The organism is Rhizobium sp. 01L410, assembly GCF_056400165.1.
Window position 1 is genome coordinate 7,501 of record NZ_JBFTST010000014.1, and the last position, 13,676, is coordinate 21,176.

Sequence of the window (13,676 nt, forward strand, 5' to 3'; positions counted from 1 at the left end):
GGCTGAAATCAACAAGACCTGAGACTCATTCGAACAGGTCAGGATGATCGGCTTCGATCTGTGGCAGGTCTGACAGGATGCCGTTCAGATGCGCTCTCATCGCTGAGGCCGCCGCCTCGGCGTCACGCGTATCGATGGCTTCAATAATGGCCTGGTGTTCGGCAATCAGCCGCATCATCGAATCCGGATGGCGGAGCTGCAGATTGCAGACACGGTCCATATGGGCCTTGATGTCCGAAATCGCGTTCCATGCAAGGCTGCAGCCGGCACCTTCGGCGATCGCGATATGGAACTGTTCATCTTCCCGGCGAAACGCGTTGTGATCCTCGGCTTGCATGGCCGACGTCTGCCTGGCGATAATCGTGTCGATACGCCGCCGCGTCCATGTGTCGAAGCTCTCGCTGGCCCTGCGGGCGACGGCAGTCTCGAGTGCCTCGCGGACAAAGCGCGCTTCCATCATCTGGCGCGCGGAGATGCGCACGACGACGGTGCCGCGGTTCGGACGGATCTCGACAAGCTTTGATTTCCCGAGCGCGATGAGCGCCTCGCGCACCGGCTGGCGCGACACGCCCATGCGGGTGGCGAGATCCTGTTCGGACAGCCGCGTGCCTGGCGCCAATTCCAGCTGGATAATCAATTCGCGTAGGTCGCGCTCGACCTGGGCAGCGGCTGTCTCACCCGTTTCGACTTTCAGGGATTCCACGTTCATATTCTTGGCCGCCGTCATGCGTTGACATCCATCTAAAACCACCATACAGTACCATACAATTCAAACGCAACATAAATCCGGCAATCTCGAAGCCGGGCAAACAGGGAGGGGCCGGCGCCGCGTGTCCGGCCTTTGAAAAGCAGTGCTATCCAATCTGTCCAACTTCATCGCGCCCGACTCCAGCGACCCGCGTCTTCGCATTAAATCCCGCTATCAGATGCTTGTCGATGGCAAGTCGATCGAGGCCTCTTCCGGCAAGACGATAGACCGCGTCAGCCCTGGCCATTCCGGCGTGGTGGTGGGCACCTGGCCGGATGCATCGGCCGATGACGTGAAGGCCGCGATCGCGGCGGCGCGGCGGGCCTTCGATACCGGGCCGTGGCCCCGCATGTCGGGCGCCGAGCGTTCGCGGCTCATGTTCAAGGTCGCCGATCTCATCCTGCAGAAGCAGGAGGAGCTGGCGCTGATCGAAAGCCTCGAGGTCGGCAAGCCGATCGCTCAGGCGCGTGGCGAAATCGGGTTCTGCGCCGATCTCTGGTCCTATGCAGCGGGGCAGGCTCGTGCGCTCGAGGGGCAGTCCCACAACAACATCGGCGACGATCGGCTTGGGCTGGTGCTGCGGGAGCCGGTCGGCGTCGTCGGTATCATCACGCCGTGGAATTTCCCCTTCATCATTGCCTCGGAGCGCGTTCCCTGGGCGATCGGCGCGGGCTGCACCGTGGTGCTCAAGCCTTCGGAATTTACATCGGGCACCTCCATCCGCATGGCCGAACTCGCACGCGAGGCAGGCATCCCGGACGGCGTTTTCAATGTCGTCACCGGTTACGGCGATCCGGCCGGCCAGGTTCTCGCTGAAGACCCCGGTACGGATATGGTCGCATTCACCGGCTCGGTGCGCGTTGGCACGAAGCTCGGAGAAATCGCGGCGCGGAGCGTCAAGCGGGTCGGTCTAGAGCTCGGCGGCAAGGGGCCGCAGATCGTCTTTGCCGATGCCGATCTGGAAGCGGCTGCCGATGGTATCGCCTATGGTGTCTACCACAATGCCGGCCAATGCTGCATTTCCGGCAGCCGCCTGCTTGTGCAGGAGGGTATCCGCGATGCGCTGATGGAGCGGCTCCTCGACATCTCGCGCAAGGTTACGTTTGGCGATCCCTTGAATGAGCGCACCAAGATCGGGGCGATGATCTCCGAGGCTCATGCGCAGAAGGTTCACTCCTATGTCGAAGCGGGCGTCGAGGCGGGTGCAGAACTGCTGCTCGGCGGAACGCGGGCGGGCGAGGGGGCGGGCCTCTACTACGCGCCGACCGTCTTTGCAGGCGTCACGCCCGACATGTCGATCGCTCGCGAGGAGATATTCGGTCCTGTGCTGTCGACGCTGACGTTCAAGACAGCGGATGAGGCGGTGTCGATCGCCAATGCCAGCGAATACGGGCTCTCGGCTTCCGTGTGGTCCACCAATCTGGAGACCGCGCTGCAGAGTATCCGCCGCATTCGCGCCGGACGCTGCTGGATCAATAGCGTCATCGACGGAACACCGGAAATGCCGATCGGCGGCTACAAGAAGAGCGGCCTGGGGCGCGAACTTGGCCGCTACGGCTTCGACGAATATTCGCAATTCAAGGGAATTCACGTGACGCTGGGTCGCCCGGCGCCATGGTTCAGCTAGGCACGTGAACGAAGCCTGACACAGGAGGAGGGCTGCAACACTTGGGGGAAATCCCGGCTGGCGCGATCTTTGGTCGGAGCTCGCCAGCCGGGAATTGGGTCTTTCGACCCGCATTGCACATCCAAAGGGAGGATACGCAAATGAAATTGACCAGACTGAAATCCGCGGCACTTGCCGCGGCATGGGTAGCCTTGTGCTCGACGACTGCACTTGCAGCCGACGTCAAGGCGACGATGATCATCTACCTCGATCCGAGCGTCCAGTTCTTTAACCCGGTGGTGAAGGGTGCACAAGACGCGGCGGCTCAGTTCGGTGTCGATCTCGACGTCCAATATGCCAACAACGACCCGGTACGCCAGAACGATCTGATCGAGAGCGCGACGGCAAGCGGTGTCGATGGGATCGCAGTTGCGATTTCATCGTCGGATGCATTCGACAGCAGCATTTGCTCGGCGGTCAAGGCAGGCATCATCGTCATAGGTTTCAACAACGATGACCTCGAAGGCGCCAAGGGAAATTGCCGCCAGGCCTATGTCGGCATGGATGAATTTGCGTCCGGCTATGAACTCGGCAACCGCATGATCAAGGAGTTTGGTCTGAAGTCGGGCGATGTGGTCTTCAACCCGCGGGAAATCCCGGAAGCCAGCTTTGCGGTGGCCCGTGGGGGCGGCATCGAAAAGGCGATGACCGAGGCAGGCATCAAGGTCGAAACGGTTCGCGCCGGCCTCGACCCGGCCGAAGCCCAGAATATCATCGCCCAGTTCCTGATCGCCAACCCGAACGTCAAGGCATTGTTCGGCACGGGTTCGGTGACCTCCACGGTCGGTGCAGGCGCCATCAAGGATGCAGGGGTCAAGATACCCTTTGGCGGGTTCGACCTTGCGGTTGAGATCGTCAATGCGGTCGAAAGCGGCGCGATGTTCGCCACCATGGATCAGCAGCCCTATCTGCAGGGCTATCACCCGATCGCCCAGATTGCTCTGGCGAAGAAATATGGTCTGACGCCGACGGACATCGACACCGGGCAGGGCGCCTTCCTCGACAAGTCGCGGATTGGATCCGTCAAGCCTCTGATCGGAACCTACCGGTAATCCGATCCGACGAGCCTGCCGGCAGACCGGCAGGCTCCAGCTTTACCAAAAGATCGAGTCAAAAACCGTGACACCTATTATCGCAGACAGTGCCGCGCCACGCTCGCGGACCCAAAAGCAATCCGTTCTCAAGCAGATCATGGCGATGCCGGCGGGAGCGATCCTTCTCGTTTTCGTCGCACTGCAGATCGCCTGCATTCTCGGAGCGCTGCTCTATCCGGATGACTTTCGCTATCTCTCGCCACAGAACCTGACCATCCTGATGAAGGCGGTGCCCGTTCTCGGCTGCCTGGCGCTCGGCGCCGGCGTGCTGATGATCGCCGGGGAATTCGACCTCTCGATCGGTTCGGTCTACACGTTCACCGCAATCCTGATGGCGACATTGGTCGGCGCCGGCGTCAGCGCCTTCATCGCCGCCCCGGCCGGCATTGCCGCCGGCATGATGATCGGGCTCCTCAATGGCCACATCACCTTACGCTTCGGCCTTCCGTCTTTCATCGTCACCCTTGGTGGCCTGCTGTTCTGGCGCGGCGCGGTACTGCTCTACAATGGTGCCGTGCAGGTTCGTTTCGACCCTGACGCGGTCTTTTCCGCACTCTTCTCGGGAACGTTTCTCGGGATCAATGCGGCGTTCATCTGGATCGTGCTGTTCGTTATCGGCTTTCATTTCCTGACGCACCGCCACCGCTTCGGCAACCATGTCTTCGCAACGGGCGGCAATCGTGCAGCAGCCGAGGCCATCGGCATCAACACCAGCCGCGTCAAGCTCATCGCGTTCGCGATTGCCGGCGCCATGGCTGCGATGGCGGGCATCCTAGCCACCGCCCGTGTTGGCAGCGTGCAGCCGGGGCAGGGCGCCGGGCTCGAACTGCAGGCGATTGCCGCCTGCGTCATTGGCGGGCTCTCGTTGCGGGGCGGGCGCGGCTCGATCGCCGGCATTTTCCTCGGCGTCCTGCTGATCCACACGATGACCGACGTGCTGCTGCTTCTGAGAGCCCCGGGTTTCTATCTCGACATGTTCATCGCCACGCTCATCGTACTGGCGGCGATCTTCAATCAACTCATCGAGCGGCGGGCGGGCGTCTGATGTCGAAAGAAAATCTTCTTGAACTCCACAATATCTCGAAAAGCTTCGGTGCGCTGACGGCCTTGAGCAACCTGAGCTTCCATATCGGCGAAGGGGAGGTGGTGGGTCTGCTCGGCGACAACGGCGCCGGAAAATCGACCGCCGTCAATCTGATCTCCGGCATCCACAAGCCGACGGATGGCTATATCAGCGTCGACGGAAAGCGCACGCTGTTCACATGCCGGTCCGATTCTGCGGAGGCGGGTATCGAGACTATCTACCAGCATACGGCACTGGTCGATTCCCTCTCCATCACCCGCAACATCTTCATGGGCCGCGAACTGACCGATCGGTTCGGCTTCCTGCGGCAAGCAGAGATGCGCGACATCGCGATGGAGGTTCTTACGAACGCCGTTCATATTTCGGGTATCGATTCACCCGACACCCTCGTCGGTAATCTTTCCGGTGGACAGAAGCAGGCGGTGGCCATTGCCCGCGCGGTCCATTTCAAGAAGCGCGTCCTGCTGCTCGACGAGCCGACCTCCGCACTTTCAGTGCGGGAAACGGAAGCGCTCCTTAATCAGGTCTTGAAGCTCAAGGCCGAGAACGTTTCCAGCGTGCTCGTCACCCATAATCTCTATCACGCCTTCCAGGTCTGCGACCGGTTCGTGATCATGAGCCATGGCACGAAGGTCTTCGATGTCCCGAAGTCGGAAACAACCGTCGGGCAACTCACCGAATATGTCGTGCTCAATTGAGCGGCGATTGCAACCGAAAGGCAGAAACGTGACCCTAAATGCCAGAGTACGTCAGGTCGTTGGCCCGCAGGATACGGCGCGGCGCAACACGCAGGAGCTCCGGGACGGTTTCGTCATCGATGATCTCTTCCAACCAGGCGCCATCAGCCTCACTTACAGCCACCTCGACAGGATGATCGTCGGCGGAATATCTCCGGTCGCAGGTTCGCTGGTTATCGATCAGGTCGCGGAAACCGGGACCGCCACGTTCCTCGAGCGCCGCGAGGCAGCCATCGTCAATATAGGCGGGCGCGGGACGGTCACCGTTGGCGGCACGCCATATCCGCTGGAGTTTCAGGAAGCGCTTTACGTCGGGATGGGCGAGGGGCCGTTGTCCTTCACGAGCGAGGACGCGGCTCATCCCGCGCTCTTCTACCTCCTGAGCGCGCCTGCCCATCGTGCCTGCGCGACCACACACATTACCCGGGATCTCGCACGCAAGGTGGCAGTCGGCTCGGCCGAGGAATCCAACGCGCGCACGATCAATCAATATGTACATCCGGACGTCTGCGAGAGCTGCCAGCTTCTTGTCGGGCTGACGATGTTCGAGCCGGGATCGGTGTGGAACACCATGCCGGCCCACGTGCACGACAGACGGATGGAAGTCTATCTCTACTTCGGCATGGCCGAACAGACGCGGGTCTTTCACTTCATGGGAGAGCCCGATGAGACGCGGCACGTCGTCCTGAAGAACCACGAGGCGGTCCTGTCCCCTGGATGGTCGATCCATTCCGGCGCCGGCACCGGCCGCTATGCCTTCATCTGGGCGATGGCCGGTGACAACATGAGCTTCACCGACATGGACAAGGTTCCGATGGAAGCGCTGCGGTGACGGCCTTCGATCTCAGCGGCCGTTGTGCCATCATAACCGGCGCGAACACAGGCATTGGCCAGGCGATTGCCGTGGGACTGGCAAGGGCCGGCGCCGATATCGTCGCGGTTGGACGATCATCCATGGCCGAGACCGAGGGAGTTGTCCGCTCGGCGGGACGCGACTGCCTCACAGTCCATGCCGATCTGTCGGCAGCGGGCGCGGCCGCTGAAGTCATGGAAAAATCGGTCGCGCTTGGCGCCAGACCGGATATCCTCGTCAACAATGCCGGCATCATCCGCCGGGCAGACGCTCTCGACTTCTCGGAGGCCGATTGGGACAACGTGCTGGACACGAACCTGAAGTCTGTGTTTTTCCTCTGCCAGTCATTCGCCCGCTCTGCGATCGCCGCAAGCCGCAAGGCAAAGATCATCAACATCGCGTCTCTGCTGTCCTTCCAGGGCGGCATCCGCGTCTCATCCTACACGGCCGCCAAGAGTGGCCTTGCGGGTCTGACGCGGCTGATGGCAAACGAGTGGGCCGCAAAGGGTATCAACGTCAACGCCATTGCGCCGGGCTATGTGGAGACGAACAACACGGAAGCTCTGCGGGCCGACCCCGAACGGAGCGCCGAGCTTCTGAAACGCATTCCGGCTGGCCGCTGGGCCAAGCCGGATGATATGGTCGGGGCGGCGATTTTCCTCGCCGCTTCGGCTTCCGATTACGTGCATGGCACAATCCTGCCGGTGGACGGTGGATGGCTGGCCAGATGAGAGGAACCATGAAGTATTATACGACGCCTGATGACGTATCCTGGACCGAGGTCGCGCCCGGCAACCGCCGCGCCGTTCTCAGCACTCGTCCCGAACTGATGCTGGTTGCCTTCAGCTTCGATGAAGGCGCGGTTGGCGCCTTGCATTCACATCCGCATACCCAGGTAAGCTACATCGCCGAAGGAACCTTCGACGTCACGATTGATGGCGTGACAAACCGATTGGGACAGGGAAGCAGCTTTATCGTCGCGCCCAATCTGGTCCATGGCGTGGTGGCACGCAGCAAGGGCCTGCTGATCGACACATTCACGCCGTGCCGCGAGGACTTTCTATGACCATCGCCGAGCAGTCGTTGCGCGAAATCGCCGATCGCGGTGTCAGGCCGTCTGCACCTTGAGATCGGCCTTGCTGCCTCCGGGCGAAGATACAGACGAACGTTTGACAAGGGAGCATTCGAGCTTCGTGATCTCATGACGCCGCTCGCGCGGCGGGACCGCTGTATCGAGATGCTCGATCGCCCATTCACCCATAGCCATATGGGGGAGAACCGATGTGGTCAGCGGCGGTATGAGGTGGCGGCAGATGTCCTCGTCGTCATAGCCGATGACGGATATGTCCTCGGGAATGCGCAGACGCTTCTCCTTGAGGGCCTCGTAGCAACCGACCGCCGTTCGATCGTTCTGGCAGAAGATTGCTGTCGGGGGCTCGGGAAGGGACAGAAGCCGCATCGTCCCGGAATAACCGGCGCTCGCAGACCAGTCGCCCTCGATGACAAGGTCCGGATCGAACGGAATGTCGGCCGTGGCGAGCGCGCGGCGATAGCCCGTCAGGCGATCCTGGGCCGCTTGCATCCAGGGCTCCCCGGTGATCGTCGCGATGCGATGGTGACCATGCGCGATCAAATGCTTGGTCGCTGTCTGGCCACCGGCGATTTCGCTCGGCACGACGGCGGGAAAAGCATAGTCGGACGTATAGCAGTTGAGCAGGACGATAGGGATGTCGAGGCCGTAGTAATAGGCCGGCATCTCCACTTCCCGCGTGAAGATCGTCATGTAGATAAGGGCTGAAATGCCGCTATCCGTCAGAGCCTTGATCGCTCGCGGCTCCATGGCCGGATCGCCGAGCGTCTGGGCGACGAGAAGCACATTGCCTGCGTTCCAGGATGCCTGACGCGCTCCTTCAATCGCAACGACGGCCTCCGGACTGGTTCCCAGCTGGTCAACGACGAAGCCGATAACGCCATCCAGTTTGGAGAGGGATGCGGATCCCGAAGATACGGAAAATGTCGGCGCCACGTAGCCAAGTTCACGGGCCGCTTCGATCACCCGGTCGCGGGTCTGCTGAGACAGCCGCGTCCCGGCCGTGTTGTTGAGGACGAGAGAGACGGTCGCCTGGGAACATCCCGCCGCTTTGGCTATGTCGGTCATCGTGACCCTGGCACCTTGGCGCCGGCCCCTGCGTTTCGCCGCCTTGTCCGCGGCGGATCGGAGCTGACCATCTGCCGCGCCTGTCCTCTTCATAGCGATGCCTCGATCCCGTTTGCGCAATGTATCGGCACGAGCTTTGAAAATGCAGCTCGCCCACACGCTAATTTTTATTAGCATCAAGCAACGCAACTCGGCAACTGGCGCTTAGAGAATTAGCCCGATTGTGCGATGCAATATAAAATCAGGCTTATTTTGGCTAAAATCGACTGTATCAGTCATGATTGGAAACGCGCATTGCTAATAATTAATGATAATACTATTTACGAACTGGCATTACTCATATACCTTCGCGTCTGTGGTTGGACGGAGCGTTTTCTCACATGCGAGAGGCCCTGGAGGGGGTTGCGCGATGGACTGCTGCGGGTTGGAACCAGGCTCGGAGGTGGGCCAATGGGAGGATTATCATGACATACCTGACACGTGGTGCGGCAGCTTTTGCAGCCGGGCTCATGCTGAGCTCCGTCTTGACGACAGCGGCCTTTGCCGCCGACAAGCCGACACTCGCTTTCGTCGTCAACGGCGCCTCTGACTTCTGGAAGGCTGCCGAAGCGGGCGTCAAGAAGGCGCAGGCCGAGCTTCCCGACTTCAACATGGAGCTGAAATATCCGGAGCAATCCTCCGTCGCAATTCAGCAGCGCCTGATGGAAGATCTGGTGACCGCCGGGGTCAAGGGGATCATGGTCTCCGCCGTCGATCCCAAGACATCGACAGACGGTCTGAACAAGATCGGATCGCAGACGGCCCTCTTTACCACGGACAGTGACGCGCCGAATACAAATCGCGTTGCCTATATCGGCTCATCAAATATCGATGCCGGCAAGCAGGCCGCCGAAATCGCCAAGAAAGCGATGCCGGATGGCGGCAAGTGCATCGGCTTCGTCGGTCTGCTGGGTGCCGATAACGCCAAGGAACGTATCCAGGGCATGAAGGACGGCCTTGCCGGCACGAAGATCGAGCTGACCGACGTGCGTGGTGACGATATCGATCAGACCCGTGCCAAGAAGAACGTCGAGGATGCCCTCGTCGCGAGCCCCGACGTGACCTGCATGGTCGGTTTCTACTCCTACAACACGCCGAGAATTTACGAGGCACTCCGCGAGGCGGGCAAGCTTGGCCAGATCACCGTTGTCGGCTTCGATGATGACCCGATCACGCTCGGCGGTGTGAAGGAAGGAACGATTGCCGGCACGGTCGTGCAGCAACCTTACATCTGGGCCTATCAGGGCATGAAGCTGATGGCCGCCTACGTCAACGGTGACAAGTCGGGCGTTCCCGACAACAAGCTCATCATCGTCCCGACAAAGGTGATCGGCAAGGACGACGTTGACGCCTATGCCGCGAACCTCAAGGCGATGGCCGGTAACTGATGACGATCTGACAGCGGCGCCGGCGCAAGCCGGTGCCGCTGCGTGCCCATTGCCCGCAGCCGGAAAAGGGTAGCGGGCAGTACTGAAGAGCACACAGCCTGTGGATCGACATGAACGATTTGACTGAGACCGCGCCGTCACGCGAAGCGCCGCCATTTTTGAGCTTGCTGGGGATCGGCAAAACCTATCCGGGCGTCGTCGCCCTGGACGGTTTCTCGATGCATGTGAGCCCCGGCGAAGTGATCGGTCTCGTTGGCGAAAACGGTGCCGGCAAATCGACGCTGATGAAAATTCTCGGTGGTGTCGTGAAGCCGGATCGCGGCACGATCCTGATCGACGCGGAGGAAAGGTCTGCCCTTTCTGTCGATAGCAGCCTCGGATCAGGCATCGCCTTCGTTCATCAGGAGCTCAACCTCTTCGATAATCTTGACGTTGCAGCCAATATCTTTCTCGGCCGGGAGCCGCTGCGGGGAGGGCCATTGAAGCTGGTCGACCGGCGGCGTCTGAGAGCAATGGTTGCGCCGCTTTTGAAGCGCGTAGGAGCGAATTTTTCCGCCGATACGCCCGTCGCCTCTCTTTCACTCGCCCAGCAGCAGATGGTGGAGATCGCCAAGGCGCTGTCGATCAACGCACGGCTGGTGATCCTCGACGAGCCAACCTCCAGCCTGCCGCTGGCTGAAACCGAGAAGCTGCTTTCCGTGATATCGGCGCTGAAGGCTGACGGAATCAGCGTCATTTTCATTTCCCATCGCCTGCACGAGGTCGAGCGCGTTGCAGACCGGGTGGTCGTTCTCAGGGATGGGACGCTGGCCGGCACACTCGCCAAAGGCGAGATCAACCACGATCAGATGGTCAAGCTGATGATCGGGCGCGCGCTCACGGCGAGGGACGCCGAACCGCAACGGGCGCCAGGTAAGGTCGCCCTGAAGACTACAGACATTCGTTCTGCCGCCTATCCTGCCAGAACCGTCAATCTCGACATCCGTTATGGCGAGATCCTAGGCCTTGCCGGCCTTGTTGGCTCCGGCCGCACCGAGCTTGCCCGCATTCTCTTCGGGATTGACCGCAGCTACGGCGGCACCACCGAAATGGATGGCCGCGAGATCAGGCTGACCTCAGCCACGAAAGCCGTCGAGGCCGGCATCTTCCTGGTTCCCGAGGATCGCAAGCTGAGCGGGATCCTTCTGGATCTGCCCATTGCGCAGAACATATCGCTGCCTAACCTTCCCGCGTACTCGCAAAACTTCATGGTCTCCTCGAGGCGGGAGACAACGGGCGCGGAAGTCCAGCGCAAGCGTCTCGGAATTAAGGCGCCATCGGTCTCGACCCGGACGGGCACATTGTCTGGAGGCAACCAGCAGAAGGTTGTCCTTGCAAAGTGGCTGGCAATGAATCCCAAGGTGATGATCTTCGACGAGCCGACCCGCGGTATCGACATCGGCGCCAAGAACGAGATTTATATGCTGATGCGCAAGCTGGCCGACGCCGGCGTCGCGATCCTGATGATATCAAGCGACATGGAGGAGGTGATCGGCGTGTCCGATCGCATCGCTGTCATGCATGAGGGCCAGATTTCGGGCATTCTCGAAAAACAAGACTTCACGCAGGAAAATGTCCTTCTGCTGGCTGTCGGCAAAGCGATACACTGATGGCCGCGGCTATCGCCAATAGGGAAACGCGATGATGAGTAAGAAAGATCTGGGGCTGCTTCTGTTGATCGTCGTTGTCGGCATCGTCGTGACGCTGATCAACCCGCGCTTCCTGCTGCCGATCAACCTTGCCAACACGTCGAACCTCATCGGTCTTTTCGGAATCCTGTCGATCGGGCAGGCCTTTGTCATCATCACGGGCGGCATCGAGCTCTCGGTCGGATCGCTGGTTGCGCTGCTTGGCGTGCTGTTTATCGATTTCGTCGCCGTGCAGAACATGCCATGGACGATTGCGCTGCCGCTTATCCTCGTTCTGGGCGGTGTTCTTGGCGCCATCCACGGCTGGCTGATCACCAAGCTTAACCTTCAGCCCTTCGTCGTGACGCTGTGCGGGTTGCTGATCTATCGTGGTGCGGCCCGCTTCTATACCGGAGACGGCACTGCGGGTTTCGGCTTCGGCCAGAACTTCCCGACCCTTGAGTTCCTGACAGCCGGCCGGTTCTACGGCGTTCCGAACACATTCATCGCCCTTGTCGTCATCGCTGTTATCATGTGGGTGGTCCTGCACCGCTCGGTCTTTGGCCGGTATCTCTACGCCATCGGCAAGAACGAGGAAGCCGCCAGATATTCCGGCATCCACACCGGCAGGATGGTGATGATCGCCTATGTCATCTGCGGCGTGCTGACAGCGCTTTCGGCGATCTATTTCGCGATGTACACCCGCTCGATATCGCCGGCGAGCCACGGCCAGTTCTATGAGCTCTATGCGATTGCTGCCGCGGTGCTTGGCGGATTTTCCCTGCGGGGCGGCGAGGGCTCTCTGATCGGGGTCATCCTTGGCACTATTCTGCTCCAGGAGCTGCAGAACCTCGTCAACCTGCTTGGAATACCGTCGTCGCTGAATTTCGCGGTCATGGGCGGCGTCATTCTGATCGGGGTGCTGATCGATCAGCAATGGAGTGCGATCCGCGCGCAAAGACGGCTCGTTTCCGCCGCCCGCCAGGCGGAGACGCGCCAATCGGCACCTGTGACGTGAGTTCCTTTCTGGCGCTGCTTGGTACGGAGCTGGAACACGCTTTGTACCGGCGCCGTTAGGCGAAAGGGTAGGTACGGTATCGCTCAGGGACCTCACCGGCGCACCAGATTTCTGGCCGCCGGGTAGGCGTAAGGCGTAAAGCGTAAGGCTTCAGCTACCCGCTGCCCCGGGAACTGGACAGTCTGCTCAGCTTCCAAGTTTCCTTGCCCAGACCTCAATCTCGTCCCCGCTGCCGAGATCTGGCTGTACCAGGCCGTTGACCATAAAAGTCGGCGAGACATGGATGCCGTTCTGGCGGGCATATTTGGCGTGCCATTTGACCTCGCGGTCGAGATCGGGGATGGCGAATGCTTCCGAAACCCGGATGCCGCTATAGTCTTCGATCCGCCTGATAATGCCGTTCGGCGTGGCGTCCATGTTGGGCCCGCCGGCATGATGTGCGAATTCGAACTCCTCGCGATGATCGCCCACTGCTGCAAGCACCTTTCTCGCGCTTTCCTTTCCGCCCTCAAGTGTCGAGGCAGCCAGGATAGCTCTGACAATGACGCCCGAAAACATATGCCAGGGTTGCGACTGGAGCCGGATCTTGACAGTCAACCGGTCGTGTCCGGCATGCGAAAGAAGCCCGTCCAGTTTACGGAACGCCTTGACGGAATAGGGGCAGGTCGGCTCCAGGAAGACCTCGAAGGTCTGCGGGCCACTGCCCCATTCCAGCGGGTCGGCTTTCCAGTTCGTTATGCTCATGCCCTGAAGTCCTTCGGTTTGAAGTCTGATGATGGGTGGACGGCTGCGATGTCATCGCCGCGGTGTTGCGCCGAGGCGCGCGAGAACGTTGTCCGGAATACCGTAGCGCTGGATAACCTCGCGCGTGTTGCGCAAACCGCAGATATCCCGTTGCACGAAAAGCGCCCAGACCGCCTGCGCAGCCGCATCGACCAACCGCTCGCGCTCAACCGGCTGCACGCCGCCCTCTTCTGCCGTCTTCAAGGCGGAAAGCGCCTGCTCGACCGATCGGCCTTGCCGGCCAAGTGAACTTGCGCGCTCGGCCGCCAGTTCATATTCAAGGGCGCCAAAACCGGTTTCGACCAGGTTCGACGCATTCAAGCTGCGGGGTGGGCGCATAGTCAGCCGGTTCGATAAAACATCATGTTCGTGATCCTACACGATCTGTGGCCAGGTCCGGAACCCCTTCTCGGGGGTGACGGACGCGCGCCGGCGAATTGC

14 protein-coding genes are annotated in these 13,676 nt (G+C 60.6%); 10 read left to right on the forward strand and 4 right to left on the reverse strand.

Translation table 11 applies throughout. The features are described 5' to 3' along the window. Positions 1-25: 25 nt before the first annotated feature. Entirely contained in the window at positions 26-727 is a 702-nt protein-coding gene (locus AC1DV9_RS24690) for a GntR family transcriptional regulator (RefSeq protein WP_162698762.1), read from the reverse strand. A gap of 199 nt (positions 728-926) precedes the next feature. On the opposite strand from AC1DV9_RS24690, the gene AC1DV9_RS24695 reads away from it, so the two are divergent. The 7 genes from AC1DV9_RS24695 (at position 927) to AC1DV9_RS24725 (ending at position 7,248) form a co-directional block, all read left to right on the forward strand. Next, positions 927-2,375, forward strand: coding sequence for an aldehyde dehydrogenase family protein (locus AC1DV9_RS24695; protein WP_477950466.1), 1,449 nt, complete (start codon positions 927-929; stop codon positions 2,373-2,375). Between the two features lie 140 nt (positions 2,376-2,515). Further along, the gene (locus AC1DV9_RS24700; RefSeq protein ID WP_112390077.1) at positions 2,516-3,466 is read left to right on the forward strand and encodes a sugar ABC transporter substrate-binding protein; all 951 of its coding nucleotides are present in this window, start codon (positions 2,516-2,518) and stop codon (positions 3,464-3,466) included. A 67-nt stretch (positions 3,467-3,533) separates the two neighbouring features. Beyond that, on the forward strand, positions 3,534-4,553 hold the full coding sequence (locus AC1DV9_RS24705) for an ABC transporter permease (RefSeq protein ID WP_310301216.1): 1,020 nt from the start codon (positions 3,534-3,536) through the stop codon (positions 4,551-4,553). After that, positions 4,553-5,290 (forward strand): ATP-binding cassette domain-containing protein, encoded by a 738-nt coding sequence (locus AC1DV9_RS24710; RefSeq protein ID WP_112390075.1) that lies wholly within the window; start codon positions 4,553-4,555, stop codon positions 5,288-5,290. The genes AC1DV9_RS24705 and AC1DV9_RS24710 overlap by 1 nt, the downstream gene beginning before the upstream one ends. Then, a complete protein-coding gene (gene kduI / locus AC1DV9_RS24715; protein ID WP_477950376.1) occupies positions 5,274-6,161 on the forward strand; it encodes a 5-dehydro-4-deoxy-D-glucuronate isomerase in 888 nt (295 codons plus the stop codon). Before AC1DV9_RS24710 ends, kduI begins: the two co-directional genes overlap by 17 nt. Next, a complete protein-coding gene (gene kduD / locus AC1DV9_RS24720; protein WP_112390073.1) occupies positions 6,158-6,913 on the forward strand; it encodes a 2-dehydro-3-deoxy-D-gluconate 5-dehydrogenase KduD in 756 nt (251 codons plus the stop codon). Before kduI ends, kduD begins: the two co-directional genes overlap by 4 nt. 8 nt (positions 6,914-6,921) lie before the next feature. Further along, the gene (locus AC1DV9_RS24725; RefSeq protein ID WP_112390072.1) at positions 6,922-7,248 is read left to right on the forward strand and encodes a cupin domain-containing protein; all 327 of its coding nucleotides are present in this window, start codon (positions 6,922-6,924) and stop codon (positions 7,246-7,248) included. A gap of 42 nt (positions 7,249-7,290) precedes the next feature. On the opposite strand, the gene AC1DV9_RS24730 is transcribed toward AC1DV9_RS24725, so the two are convergent. Then, positions 7,291-8,340: a LacI family DNA-binding transcriptional regulator gene (locus AC1DV9_RS24730; RefSeq protein ID WP_477831559.1), complete on the reverse strand. Its 1,050-nt coding sequence runs from the start codon at positions 8,338-8,340 to the stop codon at positions 7,291-7,293. A gap of 464 nt (positions 8,341-8,804) precedes the next feature. Between AC1DV9_RS24730 and AC1DV9_RS24735 the strand changes: the two genes are divergently transcribed. The 3 genes from AC1DV9_RS24735 (at position 8,805) to AC1DV9_RS24745 (ending at position 12,452) form a co-directional block, all read left to right on the forward strand. Continuing rightward, complete coding sequence (locus AC1DV9_RS24735; protein ID WP_112390070.1) at positions 8,805-9,767, forward strand: sugar-binding protein; 963 nt, start codon at positions 8,805-8,807, stop codon at positions 9,765-9,767. A 110-nt stretch (positions 9,768-9,877) separates the two neighbouring features. Then, positions 9,878-11,416, forward strand: a complete 1,539-nt coding sequence (locus tag AC1DV9_RS24740; RefSeq protein ID WP_112390069.1) for a sugar ABC transporter ATP-binding protein — start codon at positions 9,878-9,880, stop codon at positions 11,414-11,416. A gap of 34 nt (positions 11,417-11,450) precedes the next feature. Continuing rightward, entirely contained in the window at positions 11,451-12,452 is a 1,002-nt protein-coding gene (locus AC1DV9_RS24745; RefSeq protein WP_112390093.1) for an ABC transporter permease, read from the forward strand. Between the two features lie 186 nt (positions 12,453-12,638). On the opposite strand, the gene AC1DV9_RS24750 is transcribed toward AC1DV9_RS24745, so the two are convergent. Both AC1DV9_RS24750 and AC1DV9_RS24755 read right to left on the reverse strand, forming a co-directional pair. Beyond that, positions 12,639-13,196 carry a DsbA family protein gene (locus tag AC1DV9_RS24750; RefSeq protein ID WP_112390068.1) on the reverse strand — a complete coding sequence of 186 codons (558 nt, stop codon included), beginning with the start codon at positions 13,194-13,196 and terminating at the stop codon, positions 12,639-12,641. 51 nt (positions 13,197-13,247) lie between these two features. Then, the gene (locus AC1DV9_RS24755) at positions 13,248-13,580 is read right to left on the reverse strand and encodes a DUF6665 family protein (RefSeq protein ID WP_112390067.1); all 333 of its coding nucleotides are present in this window, start codon (positions 13,578-13,580) and stop codon (positions 13,248-13,250) included. Positions 13,581-13,676: the final 96 nt, after the last annotated feature.

Coding starts and splice junctions, on each gene's coding strand:
- AC1DV9_RS24690 (WP_162698762.1), bottom strand. CDS start 727: ATGACGGCGGCCAAGAATATGAACGTGGAATCCCTGAAAGTCGAAACG.
- AC1DV9_RS24695 (WP_477950466.1), top strand. CDS start 927: ATGCTTGTCGATGGCAAGTCGATCGAGGCCTCTTCCGGCAAGACGATA.
- AC1DV9_RS24700 (WP_112390077.1), top strand. CDS start 2,516: ATGAAATTGACCAGACTGAAATCCGCGGCACTTGCCGCGGCATGGGTA.
- AC1DV9_RS24710 (WP_112390075.1), top strand. CDS start 4,553: ATGTCGAAAGAAAATCTTCTTGAACTCCACAATATCTCGAAAAGCTTC.
- kduI (WP_477950376.1), top strand. CDS start 5,274: ATGTCGTGCTCAATTGAGCGGCGATTGCAACCGAAAGGCAGAAACGTG.
- AC1DV9_RS24725 (WP_112390072.1), top strand. CDS start 6,922: ATGAAGTATTATACGACGCCTGATGACGTATCCTGGACCGAGGTCGCG.
- AC1DV9_RS24730 (WP_477831559.1), bottom strand. CDS start 8,340: ATGACCGACATAGCCAAAGCGGCGGGATGTTCCCAGGCGACCGTCTCT.
- AC1DV9_RS24735 (WP_112390070.1), top strand. CDS start 8,805: ATGACATACCTGACACGTGGTGCGGCAGCTTTTGCAGCCGGGCTCATG.
- AC1DV9_RS24740 (WP_112390069.1), top strand. CDS start 9,878: ATGAACGATTTGACTGAGACCGCGCCGTCACGCGAAGCGCCGCCATTT.
- AC1DV9_RS24745 (WP_112390093.1), top strand. CDS start 11,451: ATGAGTAAGAAAGATCTGGGGCTGCTTCTGTTGATCGTCGTTGTCGGC.
- AC1DV9_RS24750 (WP_112390068.1), bottom strand. CDS start 13,196: ATGAGCATAACGAACTGGAAAGCCGACCCGCTGGAATGGGGCAGTGGC.